General features: G+C 45.1%; 17 protein-coding genes and 1 pseudogene. 17 read left to right on the top strand and 1 reads right to left on the bottom strand.

Annotation, left to right across the window (positions count from 1 at the left end):
* Positions 1 to 54: 54 nt before the first annotated feature.
* Positions 55 to 687, bottom strand: coding sequence for a peptidoglycan-binding domain-containing protein (locus tag AC1TPC_RS14275; protein ID WP_482067530.1), 633 nt, complete (start codon positions 685 to 687; stop codon positions 55 to 57).
* 84 nt (positions 688 to 771) lie between these two features.
* On the opposite strand from AC1TPC_RS14275, the pseudogene AC1TPC_RS14270 reads away from it, so the two are divergent.
* The 17 genes and pseudogenes from AC1TPC_RS14270 to AC1TPC_RS14190 form a co-directional block, all read left to right on the top strand.
* Positions 772 to 1272 (top strand): annotated as a pseudogene (locus AC1TPC_RS14270) (ABC transporter permease subunit); the annotation flags it as partial.
* A 12-nt stretch (positions 1273 to 1284) separates the two neighbouring features.
* The gene (locus tag AC1TPC_RS14265; protein WP_482067494.1) at positions 1285 to 2163 is read left to right on the top strand and encodes a carbohydrate ABC transporter permease; all 879 of its coding nucleotides are present in this window, start codon (positions 1285 to 1287) and stop codon (positions 2161 to 2163) included.
* A gap of 137 nt (positions 2164 to 2300) precedes the next feature.
* Positions 2301 to 2777, top strand: coding sequence for a MarR family winged helix-turn-helix transcriptional regulator (locus AC1TPC_RS14260; protein ID WP_482067493.1), 477 nt, complete (start codon positions 2301 to 2303; stop codon positions 2775 to 2777).
* A gap of 64 nt (positions 2778 to 2841) precedes the next feature.
* The gene (locus tag AC1TPC_RS14255) at positions 2842 to 4026 is read left to right on the top strand and encodes an ArsA family ATPase (protein WP_482067492.1); all 1185 of its coding nucleotides are present in this window, start codon (positions 2842 to 2844) and stop codon (positions 4024 to 4026) included.
* 6 nt (positions 4027 to 4032) lie between these two features.
* Positions 4033 to 4287, top strand: a complete 255-nt coding sequence (locus tag AC1TPC_RS14250; protein ID WP_482067491.1) for a hypothetical protein — start codon at positions 4033 to 4035, stop codon at positions 4285 to 4287.
* Between the two features lie 5 nt (positions 4288 to 4292).
* On the top strand, positions 4293 to 4652 hold the full coding sequence (locus AC1TPC_RS14245; RefSeq protein WP_482067490.1) for a DUF6463 family protein: 360 nt from the start codon (positions 4293 to 4295) through the stop codon (positions 4650 to 4652).
* A 116-nt stretch (positions 4653 to 4768) separates the two neighbouring features.
* Positions 4769 to 4891 carry a hypothetical protein gene (locus tag AC1TPC_RS14240; protein WP_482067535.1) on the top strand — a complete coding sequence of 41 codons (123 nt, stop codon included), beginning with the start codon at positions 4769 to 4771 and terminating at the stop codon, positions 4889 to 4891.
* A gap of 129 nt (positions 4892 to 5020) precedes the next feature.
* The gene (locus AC1TPC_RS14235) at positions 5021 to 5734 is read left to right on the top strand and encodes a glycoside hydrolase domain-containing protein (RefSeq protein ID WP_482067489.1); all 714 of its coding nucleotides are present in this window, start codon (positions 5021 to 5023) and stop codon (positions 5732 to 5734) included.
* Positions 5664 to 6476, top strand: a complete 813-nt coding sequence (locus AC1TPC_RS14230) for a DUF4091 domain-containing protein (RefSeq protein ID WP_482067488.1) — start codon at positions 5664 to 5666, stop codon at positions 6474 to 6476. Before AC1TPC_RS14235 ends, AC1TPC_RS14230 begins: the two co-directional genes overlap by 71 nt.
* Positions 6477 to 6630: 154 nt before the next feature.
* A complete protein-coding gene (locus tag AC1TPC_RS14225) occupies positions 6631 to 7290 on the top strand; it encodes a YitT family protein (RefSeq protein WP_482067487.1) in 660 nt (219 codons plus the stop codon).
* Positions 7291 to 7443: 153 nt separating this feature from the next.
* The gene (locus AC1TPC_RS14220) at positions 7444 to 7818 is read left to right on the top strand and encodes a hypothetical protein (protein WP_482067486.1); all 375 of its coding nucleotides are present in this window, start codon (positions 7444 to 7446) and stop codon (positions 7816 to 7818) included.
* 122 nt (positions 7819 to 7940) lie between these two features.
* Positions 7941 to 9239 carry an MFS transporter gene (locus AC1TPC_RS14215; protein WP_482067485.1) on the top strand — a complete coding sequence of 433 codons (1299 nt, stop codon included), beginning with the start codon at positions 7941 to 7943 and terminating at the stop codon, positions 9237 to 9239.
* Positions 9240 to 9350: 111 nt separating this feature from the next.
* Positions 9351 to 10217, top strand: coding sequence for a phosphosulfolactate synthase (gene comA, locus AC1TPC_RS14210; protein ID WP_482067484.1), 867 nt, complete (start codon positions 9351 to 9353; stop codon positions 10215 to 10217).
* Positions 10218 to 10478: 261 nt separating this feature from the next.
* Positions 10479 to 10685 carry a hypothetical protein gene (locus AC1TPC_RS14205; RefSeq protein WP_482067483.1) on the top strand — a complete coding sequence of 69 codons (207 nt, stop codon included), beginning with the start codon at positions 10479 to 10481 and terminating at the stop codon, positions 10683 to 10685.
* A gap of 1729 nt (positions 10686 to 12414) precedes the next feature.
* Positions 12415 to 13470: an efflux RND transporter periplasmic adaptor subunit gene (locus tag AC1TPC_RS14200; RefSeq protein WP_482067482.1), complete on the top strand. Its 1056-nt coding sequence runs from the start codon at positions 12415 to 12417 to the stop codon at positions 13468 to 13470.
* On the top strand, positions 13467 to 14156 hold the full coding sequence (locus AC1TPC_RS14195) for an ABC transporter ATP-binding protein (RefSeq protein WP_482067481.1): 690 nt from the start codon (positions 13467 to 13469) through the stop codon (positions 14154 to 14156). The genes AC1TPC_RS14200 and AC1TPC_RS14195 overlap by 4 nt, the downstream gene beginning before the upstream one ends.
* On the top strand, positions 14153 to 15340 hold the full coding sequence (locus AC1TPC_RS14190; RefSeq protein ID WP_482067480.1) for an ABC transporter permease: 1188 nt from the start codon (positions 14153 to 14155) through the stop codon (positions 15338 to 15340). The genes AC1TPC_RS14195 and AC1TPC_RS14190 overlap by 4 nt, the downstream gene beginning before the upstream one ends.
* Positions 15341 to 15352 lie beyond the last annotated feature (12 nt).

Genomic DNA, 15352 nt, shown 5'->3' with positions numbered 1-15352 from the left:
AAACAAAGAGAACAGTATAGGTAAGCACCTATCTGTTCTCTTTGTTTTGTTTACTTATTTAAAGTCAACATGGAAATGATCGCTATGATCGGCTCTTACAACGATTTTAGAGCTTGTTAAACCGTGATTTTTGTAGAACAATACTTGCTCTACATTACTATTTGCAATACAAATTTCAAGAAATTTCTTTTCTTCCACAGCCGTCATAGCGGTCGTACCAAAATTATTTCGAACATTAAGGTCCTTGCCATCTATATGGGTATCGTATTCCGGCGTGTCCACACCGTCTATTAAGCTGCCGTCGTTGATTTCAAGTTTTTTGCTGTAAGCAGCATAGAAGCTTGCAGCTAGTTGATCCAACGTGGCTTTGGCACCCGAAGTGACCCAGCTATGATCCAATTTATAAGTGGAATCACCTGCAAGACCGTTAACCGTATCGTTGTAGTTAATATAAGTAGCCGTATTGGCAATTCGAACATATCCTTTAGGTGAAATGCCGCCAAATGCGCCATGAAGCGCATTACGGCTGGCAGCGCCATAAATGCCGTCAGACGTCAAGCCTTTTACCGTTTGGAAGACCTTCAAATTATCTTTGGTCGCTTGATCGAAAAAGCCATCGGTGCTAGTAATGTTCGCAACACCGGTAAAGAAGCTTTCATAGGAGCCGAAGGCCCGCCAGTTTTTCAGGTTTTGCTTGAGTACTGCGATTTGTGCATGTGTTTGTCCAAGAGAATAAGTGCTTTGAAAGCTAGTACCATAGAATGAATTTGAAGCGAAGGCGTCATTAATGACTTCATCGCATGGATAGGAGGAGAGCGCGTCACCTTCCTGCTTGAGCCGGACATGTTCCGTTCAATCTATGTATCATCCGGCATTTGGCAAAATATAGGCTGGGGGACGATTATCTATTTGGCAGCGCTGACAGGCATCGATAACGAGCAATATGAAGCGGCGCGAATGGATGGAGCCGGAAGGTGGAAGCAGCTCATCCATGTGACGGTTCCGGGAATTTTGCCTACCATTATTATTTTATTAATTTTGGAAATCGGCCGCATGATGAACGTAGGGTTTGAGAAAATCATTTTGCTTTACAATCCGACCACCTATATTACGGCGGATGTCGTTTCCTCTTATGTCTATCGGGTGGGCCTTCAGGATTTCAACTTTAGCTTCAGCTCGGCCGTAGGTTTATTTAACTCCTTTGTCAATTTTACGCTATTGATAACGGCTAATTGGATAAGCAGAAAATGGAATGAAACGAGTTTGTGGTAGGAGGTACGCAAGATGAATCGAGCAACGTTTGGAGAGAAATTTTTTGATATCGGAAATGTACTGTTTCTGTTAATCATGATGATGGCGACTGTATATCCGATCGTTTATGTATTGTTCGCGTCTTTAAGCGATGCGGGTCAGCTTATGGCGCATAACGGATTTCTATGGAAGCCAGTCGGTTTTTCGATCGAGGCCTATGAGAATGTGCTTCGAAATCCGATGATCGGAAAAGGCTATGCGAATACCCTTTTTATAGTAGTGGTTGGATTATCGATTAATATTTTGTTGACCTCTTTCGGTTCCTACGCCTTGTCGCGCAAAAGCCTTAAATACCGCAAGCCGATTATGATGGGCCTTGTCTTTACGATGTTCTTCAATGGCGGACTCATCCCTCTCTATTTAACGGTTAAAGGGGTGGGGCTATCCGACTCCTTATGGGCTTTGATTATTCCGCAAGCTGTTAATACTTTCAATTTGATTTTGATGAAAACAGCCTTTGAAGCCATCCCCGATGCGCTTGAGGAATCGGCCAAAATCGATGGCGCCAATGATTTTACGATATTGTTCCGTATTATTTTGCCGCTGTCGCTGCCGGTTGTTGCGGTTATGCTGCTCTATTACGGCGTTAGCCACTGGAATTCTTGGTTCTATGCGCTGATCTTTTTGCAGGAAAGAGCGCTGCTCCCGCTTCAATTGATCCTTCGTGAAATTTTGCTGCAGGGCGAGGCCAGCGGCATGGCTACTGGCGCCTCTGATATGGATGCGGCCGCTCTGTCCGCCACCTTGAAGTATGCGACGATTATTGTCGCGACCGTTCCTATTTTATGCGTTTATCCATTTTTGCAAAAGTATTTCGTAAAGGGCGCTCTAATCGGGGCGATAAAGGGGTAAAGAAGGGCAACGCTGTTGAACGTTTAAAATAGAGGCCTTTGCTTTGAATATTTTGTAAATACAATTGACATTACTACGAAATCGTATTAAATTAATACCATATAAGCTACGAAATCGTACTAAAAGGAGTCGCCGGCATGCAGCAACTTTACGATCTCTTCCTCAAGACCGGTCTGCGTCCTTTCGCTTTCATGACCGATACGCTGCATTTGGAGCAAAAAGTGACGCGTTCGGATTTGTCTGCGCTGCTTATTCTGCTCATCCGCGGTGATTTAACGATGTCGGAGCTGGCTGCCGAGATGGGGGCGCCTTTAAGCTCCATGACGAGCATTGCCAAACGGCTTGAACGCAAAGGCTATATCGCCCGAGCTACATCAGCGCAAGACCAACGAGTTAAGCTGGTCACGCTGACGCAGGAAGGATTGCAGCTAGCTAAGGAATCAGAGCATATTATGCTGATCATGCTAGGAAGGCTGGAAGCGGCATTCACACAGGAAGAATTAGAGCAGTTCACGTCACTTATGCTCAAGGCGGCTAAGGTATTCCAAAGTGAAGGGCCAGTAAGGCTTCCAGAGACGAAGATCACAGCTGTAAAAATCAAAATCGAGGAATGACCGGTTTGAACCGGTCTCTTTTTTCGATAATTACTACGAAATCGTACTAAAAGGAGTGGTTGACATGAGAATCATCATTTTCACGGGCAAGGGCGGCGTTGGCAAGACGAGCATAGCGGCAGCAACTGCAGTAAAGCTCGCAAAAGAGGGGAAACGGACGTTAATTCTCAGCACGGACGCTGCACATAGCTTGGCGGATTCGCTAGCTATGCCGATTGGTCCGGATCCTGTCCCGGTAACTGAAAACTTGTGGGGGCAGGAAGTGAACAGTCTGCGGGAGACGGAGAACAACTGGGGGGCAGTCCAAGACTGGCTGACAACCATGCTCGACAAAGCACAGCTTAAAGATATTACGACCGAAGAAATGTTGGTGTTTCCGGGCATGGAGGAGCTGTTCAGCTTGCTGCAGATTAAGAAACACGCGCAAAGCGGACAGTTCGACGTACTGGTGGTGGATTGTGCTCCAACTGGAGAGACGCTGCGGCTGCTCAGCTATCCGAACGTATTGAATTGGTGGCTGGAGAAAATATTCCCGCATGAACGCAGGTTGATTAAGTTCGTAAGGCCTGTGGCGAAGCTCGTAAACAACATCGAGCTTCCTTCGGATGGCGTGTTAGACAGCATCGAGCGATTAGCACGCAGCTTGGAGGATATGCAGCGGATCGTGCTGGATCAGGAAATGACATCGGTTAGGATCGTGCTGAACCCCGAGAAGATGGTCCTTGCTGAAGCGAAGCGCTCTTTTACGTATTTGAATTTGTTTGGATTCAATACGGATGCCGTTATCGTAAATCGGGTGCTGCCGGATGAGGCGGGAGAGGGATATTTTGCACATTGGAGAAGCCTTCAAAAGAAGTATGAGGAAGAAATCAAGGTAAACTTCCAGCCTCTGCCGATAATGAAAGCGCCCATGATGCAAAAAGAAGTAATCGGACTGGAAATTCTCGAGGAGCTGGCGGAAATCGTTTATGGAAATACGGACCCATCAGCGATGCTTTATTCCGGAAGAACAGAAACGATTCGGGAAGAGGAAGGCGAAATGCTTTTGGAGCTAACGATTCCATTTGTCGATAAGACGGATCTGGATTTAACGCAGACGGGCGACGAATTGACAGTTGATGCAGGTGACTACAAACGCAAAGTCATTTTACCAAGGCCGTTGATGGGCCGGCAAGTCACTGGTGCGAAGTATGCAGATGATCGGCTTGTCATCCGCTTCGGCGGAAAGAATATACAAGAAATGGGTTGAGGAGCAATGAGAAGCAGCGGGCTTGGAATGGAGCAAGTACTTGAACATCTTTTGAAAGTAGAACGATTGTTTGGACATCTGGAACAACACCAAGCAAAGCGGCATATGCGAAACGGCATCAAGGAATGGCTGCTTGCTTCCCGGTCTATAGTCGACAGCATCATCGATGCTTTGGAAGACGAACCGGAGACGCCGCTTGCACGGAAAATAAAAATCTCAGATACGTGCGAGGATTCGGTCAAAGGAAAAGAGAGGAGATAGACGATATGGTGAACGGGATCAAACGTCAGGTCGGGCTGCTGCTTATGTTGACCGGATTGCTTCATACAGTAGTCGGCCTGCTTGTATTCACGAAGCAGCTTCTTCCCATCGCTGCTGAGGGACTATGGAACACCGTTAAGGAGGGGCAATGGGAACGTGAAACCGCATTTTGGTTTATGATGTTCGGATTTCTGCTATTATTGCTCGGTTATTTGGTTAATTGGCTGATGATAAAGAAGGACATATCCCCGCCCGCTGCTTTCGGATGGCTGCTGCTTATTCTGAGTCTAATCGGCGCAATCGCCATGCCCGTTTCGGGCTTCTGGCTGGCTCTGCCGCAGGCTTGGATTCTAACGCGTCGGTAACCGGTTATTCCATGTATGGTTTCAAGGCTCCCATCGTAACCTTGGACTCGCTTCGCATGCGCAGCTTAAACTCTCTTGGCGAGCACTGATTGTGCCGCTTGGAGCGTCGATGGGCTGTGGCGCCAAGCCATCCGATCGCGGTGGGCATTGGGGAATTTATCGAGCTGGAAAAAGAAGAAAACCGCAAACGTCCGGTTTATGGAAACGCGCAGCCATTAGAGAAAATCTCGGTAAAGTAAAATTGCCAACCGCTCTAGGTGGAAGCAGCGCTTAAACCCTTCCAAGTCGCTTATCGTGCGCAGCATGCTACCCGTGCCATAAGAGATTTAAAAATTCAGATTGTAAGCGAGCTTTCGAATCAAATCTCGGTGAAATCCGTTGGGCTCGTTCCATCCGAGCTGCCCTGCTATCCCGATCAGGATGAGCATATCCTCCGGTCAACGCCTGGATTATATCCCGATCCGCTGTTTCCTATGGATTCAAATCGGGGTGTACATGCGATTCCCCATCAGTGGCGCTCGATATGGATAACGGTTGCGTTGGACGGTACAGCTGAATCTGGCGTATATCCGATTCGTGTATGGTTTCAAGATGAATCAAATGACTTATTGTCCGAGGAAATCGTTGAGCTAGACATTCTGAATGCTGAATTGCCGAAGCAGAAATTGATTCACACCGAATGGTTTCACACCGACTGCTTAGCGGTACATTATAACGTGGATATGTTTAGTGACGAACACTGGCTATTGATTGAAAAAAATGTGATAACAGCCGTTCAGCACGGCATGAATATGCTGCTGACGCCGCTATTTATGCCTCCTCTCGATACGAAGGAAGGGGGAGAGCGGCCAACGGTTCAGCTTATTGAGGTAGAGAAGCAAGGGGATCGCTACACCTTTGGATTTGAGCGGCTTAAACAATGGATAGAGCTGGGAAACCGATGCGGAATACAATTCTTCGAATTTTTTGCATCTCTTTACACAGTGGGGAGCGAAGCATGCCCCGAAAATCATGGCGACAGAGAATGGCGTGCAAGCTCGTATTTTTGGTTGGGAGACCGATGCAACAGGGGAGTTCTATAAAGGGTTTCTTAGACAGTTTTTGCCGGAACTCGTCCATTTCATTGAAGCGAACCATTTGGAACAAAGAAACTATTTCCATATTTCCGATGAGCCTTCAATCGAGGATCTGTCCTGGTATGCAAGCGCCAGTGAGATCATGCATGAATTTCTGGGCCAATATCCGATGATTGATGCGTTATCCGATTATAAATTTTATGAGCAGGGTTTGGTATCCAATCCGATTCCGGCCAATAATCATATCGAGCCGTTTCTATCGAACCAAGTTCAAAATTTGTGGACCTATTATTGCTGCGTGCAATACAAAGAGGTTTCTAACCGCTTTTTTTGCATGCCTTCCGCGCGAAATCGAATAATCGGTTTGCAAATGTACAAATACAATATAGCCGGTTTTTTGCATTGGGGATTTAATTTCTGGAATTCGCAGTTTTCGACAGCACCGATTCAACCCTTCGAGACAACGGATGCGGGCTGTGCATTTCCATCGGGTGATGCGTTTCTTGTTTATCCTGGATCGGAGGGGCCGATAGAGTCTATTCGGTTAAAAGTATTTTATGAGGCTTTGCAGGATATGCGGGCGCTTGAACTTCTTGAAAGCCTAATCGGCAGAACAGAGACGCTTAAAATGCTAGAAGACGGACTTAATGAAGAGATTAGCTTTGATGTGTATCCGAGAGATCAGAAATGGCTGCTGTCTCTTCGCGAGCGCTTAAACCAGACTATCAAACCGTTGTTGAGATCATAATAGAATCGCTTGCCTGCACCATATTCAAGCCGTTTAACGGTACTTGGGTATGGTGCTTTTCTATGCTTCGCAGGCATTCCCTAGTGCCGGAAAGCATACATTAAAAAGTATTGCAGGACGGGCTCTACACCATTTCAACTAAGGATGATAACCTGTGAGAAACAGCAGACCGGATTTATTTAACGAACTATTTTTGCGCCGTTTGTTCAAGAGGGCTGCCCTCATCATTACTGGGGCTGTCATTCAAGGATTTGCCATGGGCGTATTTCTATTCCCGCATTCCATCCCCTCAGGCGGCGGCGCAGGATTAGCGGTGCTGCTTAATTACTGGCTTCACACCCCGATAAGCATCGGTTTATGGCTGTCGAACTTTTTTTTCCTCATCTCATCGGTCCACTACCTCGGAAAAGTTAGCGCTATCGGCACGATATTTACGATTACGGTTACATCCATTTCAGTAAACGTCTTTCAGGTGTACTTCGTTTCTCCTTTTTCGAGTGTATGGATCGATCTCCTAGTAGGTTCCATAATCCTTGGCTGTGGAGTTTCCATTCTTCTCAAGCAGAGAGTTTCAAACGGCGGAATCGGTTTTGCCGCATTAGCTATTGCGAAATATAAGAAAATCGAACCAGCAATCATTTTGTTTTGGATGAACGGCATTATTATCATTATTACCTCTTATGTTATTGATTGGGTAATCATCATACAAGCCATTATTTGTCAATGGATATCAACGAGAATAGTTAGTTGGTCACACAACGCTTCCTACACCAAAAAACAGGTATACACGATAGCCTGGCGCAAAAAAAATTGAGTGCAGTCCCCTTCATTTTGAAATTATAGATCGCCTGCCTTATGAGTGCAGCAGGGCTGGCATTCATGCATATTTTTCAATTTAATCGTAAATCATAATTTATGTTAATTAAATAAATACAGTATATTGCAGCGGAGAATTGAGGAGAAATGAATGGCTGAGAGAAATATTCTGGCTTATTTCAAAAGTCCGGAGCAAGCGGAAAAAGCGCTACAGCAAATGAAGCCTTTAAAAATCGTGGATAGTGCGATCGATAGATTTGACGCCTATCCCGGCAGTGGCATTGAGCGTATCGAAAATCCGCTGACTAGCGACTTTCCCAGTCTTGGAAGCTTAACGCTTGGCGGCGGTTTATCTGGTCCGGACGCTGGCATCCTTGCTGCCGCAAGTGTAAGCGCGAGTGGGATGAGCTCAGGCGGCAAGGAAAATGAAGTAACAGGACGCGATATCCTGCTGACCATTGTCGTTGAGGAAGAGGATTTTGACAAAGCGATGGCTATCGTTCAAGCCGAAGGCGCTCTTGTTTAACGAGGAAGTAGAGACGTTCCATGATCTGGAATGTCTTTTTTAGTTCTGCGCGTTGCATATTGCCATTAGCCGGCGAGCGTGCAGATAAACAGAACATCTCCATAAAAGAGGAGCTTCTACCTATGAATAAGACTAAATCGCTGAAGCTGAACATTACATTCCAGAGCGACATAAGCCTGACAGATGAAAAGGAGTCTAGAGGGAAGGATTCGAAATCAGACAGCGGTTCAAAAGGCCGCATTTGGGAGTTTATTGCACTAGCCACGATCCCAATTGTGCTCGTATTTGGGAACTCCATGCTGGTGCCGGTGCTGCCTGTCATGCAGAGAGAGCTTGCTATCAGCAAATTTCAAAGCAGCTTAATTATATCCATTTTCTCCCTGGCAGCGGGTATTTTCATTCCGGTCATTGGCTATTTATCCGATCGATTTGGCCGGAAAATGATTATAATCCCAGCATTGATTGTTTATGGGGGAAGCGGAGTCTTGGCAGGCTTTGGCGCTATTTGGGACTCCTATTCGGTAATTATTGTCGCCAGGGCGATTCAAGGCTTTGCGGCTGCAGGAACGGCGCCTATAGCGATGGCACTTGTGGGCGATTTATATAACGGCGGTACAGAGAGCAAGGCGCTGGGCTTGATCGAGGCTTCTAATGGGGTAGGAAAGGTGCTCAGTCCGATTATCGGCTCCTTGCTGGTTTTAATCGTCTGGTATGCTTCCTTTTTCGCTTTTCCCGTGTTTTGCGCGCTGTCGCTGCTGGCTGTCATTTTTTTAATTAATGAGCCGAAGCATAACCAAAAGCAAAAATTAAAGGCGTATATTCAAAAAATCGGACAAGTATTCAGCGAAAAGGGTCGATGGCTAATCACTTCATTCTTTGCGGGTTCATTAGGGCTTTTTATTTTGTTCGGCGTTCTATTTTATTTGTCCAACACGCTTGAAGAAGAACCCTACAGCATCGAAGGTGTCAGAAAAGGTTTGATTTTAGCCATACCGCTGCTCGGCATGGCCATCACGTCTTATACGACAGGGAGCTTGATCAAGAAAAATGGCGTTTTGATGCGCTGGCTCATGAATATCGGATTAATTGCCATGACCGTTTCGCTTGCCGCGACGATCTTCTTTTTTAAAAACATTTATGTATTTATTGGCCTATTAACGGTCAGCAGCATCGGTACAGGCCTGCTCCTGCCCTGTTTAAATACGATTATCACTGGTGCCGTTGAGAAAAGCGAGCGAGGCATGATCACCTCTTTGTATAATAGTTTGCGTTTTTTAGGTGTAGCAGCTGGTCCACCTCTATTCGGATGGATGATGGATAAATCGGATCGCATTATTTTTATTTCGGTTTCTGCATTATCATTTATTACGCTCGGGTTGGTGTTCTTTCTGATTAAACCCCCCGCCAAATTGACTGAATAACGGAAGGGCTATGTTTGATCGCAATAGTCAATAGGCACCAGCCAAAGGAAAAACGCATAGGATACCTTATCAATCGATGCCCAAATTCATAAGGAATTGAGGAGATACCCGATGAAAGGTTCTCTATGCACAGTTTGGCCCCAAGAGTTATGCGACCCGAGCGGACGTCGTAAAGAGTGCGAGCTTAAATCCGATGATCCCCATGCGCGTCAGGTTGTTGGCCGCGGTCAAACGATGGTCATCGATAAAGGCCTCGGCAGAAACGCATTTATAGATTTAATCGAAACGGCCTCCGATTATTTGGATTGCATCAAATTTGGCTTTGGCACAGCCCCTCTTTATGATAAAGAGCTGTTGATTTTTAAGATCAATCTTGCTAAACAGCACGGTATTACGGTTATGCCAGGCGGTACTCTTTTAGAGACGGCGGTGCAGCAAGAGGTTGTCCCGGCCTTTTTTGATGCCGTTTGCAAGCTTGGGTTCAATGGAATTGAAGTGTCTGACGGTACGATCGAGCTTGCACGGCGCAAACGTACAGAATTGATAAAGGAAGGTGGAAAAAGAGGTCTTCAAGTTTTTACAGAATATGGTAAAAAACTGTCAGGATCGCTTATAGATGCGAAACATCTTGCCCAAACGCTGGAGACTGATTTGGAAGCAGGCGCAAAGCTTGTGACGGTTGAAGCCCGTGAGTCGGGTATCGGTGTCGGCCTATTCGATGAGAAGGGAGAATGCCGGGATCATGTTATAAATATGATCCTTCAATTTATTCCGGATACGCAGCGATTGATGTGGGAGACTCCGCTTAAGCAGCAACAGGTGCATCTGCTGCGCGAGTTTGGTCCCAATGTGCATTTGGGCAATATTCCGCCAGGAGAGGTCCTTTCTCTGGAGACGATGAGACGCGGGCTTCGCCAGGATACATTCGAGTTTGGAGTAGAGGCTAGTGAAGCCAAAAAGTTTTTCTATATGATTTAATGAATGATAGGCAGGGGAAGCCTCTGAGAAGAGAGGTTTCCTTGCTAGGCAGCTAGTTAGATAGACCTGAGATACATAGCGGTATCTGTTTGGAAATCATGATTATTTTGGACAGGTGAAAATGATCAAGGCGGGTGAAAACGGTTTATTGACCTAGCGTAACGCGTCCGACTAAGATGGAAGTAAGTTGTTTCACTAAACAATTCAATGATTTAATGCAGTTGATCGATCAGAGCTGCGCTATCCTTTGGTCTTTGTATAATGATGATGAAGGAATACATTAATAATAAATCGCTTATCGATTTTTTCAACAGCAAAGAGGGCCGCGATCCTTATATCAACATCAGCGCCGTCAAAAAAATGAACGATATGATTTCGTATTACCCACTTATCGATTCCATCTATATGGTCCGATACGAGGAACAGGTTTTGCTCAGCAACGCAACAAACGGACATATTGGCACGTAATCCGGACAAGGTCTTTATTGAGTTTAAACAAAACGTTCCGATCCGCTTTCAGCTTGATGTATGGGCAGATTTAGCCGTACTATCCGGGGTTAAGTGATTTTTGAACGCTGACTCTAATATTTTACTGTTTCAAAACCATTTCTACATTTACAACATTGAATAAGATTCAAAGGAATTTTCGACGCTTCTGATACGCCTAATCGATGCATTAAGCGCATATATGCGCTTAAAGCTCACCAAAACACATTATATGTTGGCTGTAAGAGCAAATGTGTTCTTACTGCAGCCTTTCGACGCTTCTGATACGCCTAATCGATGCATTAAGCGCATATATGCGCTTACAGCTCACCAAAATACATCATATGTTGGCTGTAAGAGCAAATGTGTTCTTACAGCAGCCTTTCGACGCTTCTGATACGCCTAATCGATGCATTAAGCGCATATATGCGCTTAAAGCTCACCAAAACACATCATATGTTGGCTGTAAGAGCAAATGTGTTCTTACTGCAGCCTTTTGACGCTTCTGATACGCCTAATCGATACATTAAGCGCATATATGCGCTTACAGCTCCCCAAAACACATCATATGTTGGCTGTAAGAGCAAATATGTTCTTACAGCAGCCTTTCGACGCTTCTGATACGCCTAATCGATGCTTTAAGCGCATATATGCGCTTAAAGCTCACCAAAACACATCATATGTTGGCTGTAAGAGCAAATATGTTCTTACAGCAGCCTTTCGACGCTTCTGATATGCCTAATCGATGCTTTAAGCGCATATATGCGCTTAAAGCTCACCAAAACACATCATATGTTGGCTGTAAGAGCAAATGTGTTCTTACAGCAGTCTTATTAGTAGCCTTTTAAGTCAGACCCTTGAAAGATGATCCCCTATGATTCTCGCCAACCTTCCAACAGGCTCCCTCTTCCATCATTTTTTCCTTCGATTTGATTTTCAATAGAATCATGATCGGCTCCGTCAAAGGCTGACATAGGCTGACATAGGCCGAAGAGCTAACATAATGGAAAGCTGAAGTTGGTTTTGGACCTACCTCGGCTTTTGTTTTATTTTTTGTAAAAATTTAGATTCGAATACACATATATTTATAGTTCTTTTGGATTATATTATTATTTTCATTTATTTTTAGATATTCAGATGAAATCTAAAATGTAAAGGGTTACAAAGAACATCGGTTTTCGGGAATCCATTTAGCTCTATTTGTCGTTTAGTCATTTAAAAAGAACAAAAAGCTGGGTGTGGTGTAACAGAGCTTGAGTATTTCAAAAGCTAGTAAAAATACCGTGTTTCGGTTTTAATATGCTAACAGATGTGCGCAGCAACGATTCCTTTTTAGGCGGGTATTCGATAAATATTGCCGTCTTATTAAGGTTTTAATCAAGTGAGGCAGCACTTCGTTCAATTCCTCTGCTGCATTTGACAAATAATAAAAAGTGTTAAAAATAAAGTCCTAAAAGTCCTGAAACGCATATAAGGTCTTTACTCCTCTGTTACATTGTATTGCACAAACCTGGATAAGGACTTTGGAAATAGGACTTAGGACTCATACTCCATAAATAGAAATATTTACAATAAAACCAGTTGACCAATGCATTTTCTGTGTTATTATTTTGAGTAAATGCATACATAACTGGAATCGGATGGTTTGTGGAAGGGAGAAAGGACACCTATTTTAAGACAGGTTTACTTACACAAAGAAAAGGTGGATGCCATGAAGAAGTGGATTTGGATCATTGTTATCGTTCTAATTATTGGTGTTATTAGCAGCTTTTCTATCATCGCAATGAATCAGCCTCTTACGGTTGTGTTAGGGGAAGTCACTCAACAATCAATGGCGGAAGAGATATATGTTAGCGGAAAACTGGAAACAAAAGAAACCACTTCACTGTATTCGGATACGAATGGGCTAATCAAAGAGCTGAAGGTGAAGGAAGGAGACAAAATCAAGAAGGGACAGGTTTTAATTACGCTGAATATGGACAGCGTTACGCAGGCTTTGGCAGAAGAGCGTGTAAGTTTGGAAATCACGCAAGCGGAGAGATTGTCAGCGAAACAAGACCACTTCAAGAAATTCCAACAGCAGCAGATTGAAAATCAAGATGCGATCAACGACCCCTTGAATTTAGAGCAATTCGACCTTCGAATCAAAACCCACAATATTAAAATCAACGCTATGGAGAAAAAGCTAGTGAAGGATGAGATCAAGGCAAATGCGGATGGAACCGTCACGGAATTATCTGTGAACAGCGGGCAGCTGATTAGCGAGGGCTTGCTTATTTTGAAAGTTTCAGATTTCTCAGCATACCATGTAGTTGCTGATATCAACGAAATTGAGGCTGGAAAAGTAAAGCTCGGCATGCCAGTATCCATTAGCGGCGAGTCATTCGCAGATGTTTACGAGGGCAAGGTGTCCAAGATGGCATCTACAGCTGTTGTTACGGACCCTGCTTATAAGGATGCTTATGTCGCGACAACCATAGCACTGCAGAAAGTTAGTGACGAGCTTCGCCCAGGGTACAATGTCAACGTGGAATTGAAAATTCCCGATAAGGAAAGGGTAGTCGTTCCTTTGGAAGCTGTCGTACAAAGCGAAGGGAAATCATACATATACAAGGTTGAACAGGAAAAAGCAGTGAAAGTCGAGATCCAAACAGGGAAAGAGAATGATGAGTACTACGAGGTTGTTTCTGGCGCTGCCTTGGGAGATAAGATCGTCATCAAAGATGTGGAGTTGCTTGCTGACGGCAGCAAGGTGGTTGTCCAATGATTACTCTCCAAGACATTCGAAAAGTATATCGTAACGGGCCGCTTGAGGTTGAGGCTCTAGCTTCTGTTAATTTGACGATCGAACGCGGTGAATTCGTCGCTATTATGGGATCGTCTGGATCAGGCAAATCAACCTTAATGAATATTATCGGCTGCCTGGATGTACCCACATCAGGCAAATACATACTGGACGGCGAGGAAGTGCAAGCACTTGATGAGGTTCGTCTCTCCTCCGTTCGCAATCGCAAAATTGGCTTCGTATTTCAAAGTTTTAATTTGCTGGGCAGACAAACCGTTCTACATAACGTTGAGCTTCCGATGATGTACGGAGGATTAAGTCGGGCCAAACGCAGTGACAGGGCACTTGAACTGCTCGAAAAAGTAGGACTCGGTGGACGAGTAAAGCATAAGCCTACTGAGCTGTCTGGCGGTCAGCGGCAGCGGGTTGCTATAGCCCGCGCATTGACCATGAACGCGCCGATTCTGCTAGCCGATGAGCCTACCGGAAATCTAGATTCCAAATCGTCAGAGGAAGTCATGGAGCTTTTCAAAAATATCCATCAAGAAGGAACGACGATCATACTTGTCACGCATGAGCCGGAAATTGCTGAGCATGCGGAGCGTGTCCTTTGGTTCGGAGATGGCAAGCTGCTGAGAGAAACGCGTAAAGGGAGTGCCTCTACATGAGTATGTGGGAAAGCATCCTGGTGGCGCTGGACAATTTGAGAGTCAACAAAATGCGTTCGCTGCTTACGATGATCGGGATTGTCTTTGGCGTTATGGCGGTAGTAACGGTTGTATCGATCGGCCAGGCGGGGCAAGCCTCTGTCCTAAATGAACTATCCAATTATAGTGACGGTTATTTCGTTGTTTTCAAAACGGCAGGAGAAGGAAATTCCAATGCTAGCATTACATTAAGAGATTTGAACGAGGCTCGTAAGCTGGGTGGAGTCAAATTCGTTTCTACCAGCAGCAGCTTTCAAATGTCGGAGATGCGCGAAACGGAGAAGCTGCTATTTAACCTGCTGGGTACGACATCTGACATGACAAAAATGCAAAAAGTTGATCTGCTGACCGGACGTTTCTTTACTGCTCAAGAGCAGCGCACGAAGCAGAAAGTGCTAGTCGTAGAAAACAAATATGCCGAGAAAGTTTACGGGTCCTCTGAACGTGCATTGAATCGCAAAGTGAAGCTTTCGGGAGGAACCTTCCAAATCGTAGGTGTATATAAGCCGCAAAAAAGTATTTTAGGCGATATGGGCGGAACGCAGTATAACGCTTATGCACCGTTAGAGTCGATGCCGAACTCAAGTGGAGGACGTTATCTTAGCTCGCTAGACATCGTTTCGGAAAATCCAGAACAAATGGATGATCTGATGAAGGAGATGAAGGAATGGCTCGCTCTTAGACATAATGCTGAGCCGGAGAATTTCACCTCCCAATCGGGCAAAGATGCACAGGATATGGTCTCCAGCATTTTTGGCATCCTTCAAGTTGTAATCGGCTCAATCGCCGCAATATCGCTTCTAGTGGGCGGAATCGGAATTATGAACATTATGCTCGTATCCGTAACGGAGCGAACCCGCGAGATCGGAATACGCAAAGCAATCGGGGCTACTCCAAGCGCAATTAAGCTGCAGTTTTTAATCGAGTCGGTCATCCTTTCCTTTCTAGGCGGAATGACAGGCGCACTGCTAGGGTTACTAGTAGGAGCGGGTGTTTCTTTCTTTATGGCTTTGCCTAGCGTAATTTCCATCTGGGCCATCGTGCTCGCATTTGGCTTTTCTGCAACCGTCGGCATTTTCTTTGGCTATTATCCGGCGAATAAGGCTGCCAAGCTGCAGCCGATTGAAGCGCTAAGATACGAATAACCTATTTGAACA

This window comes from Paenibacillus sp. Y280 (genome assembly GCF_056786335.1).
This window is presented reverse-complemented; position numbering and strand designations above follow the sequence as displayed.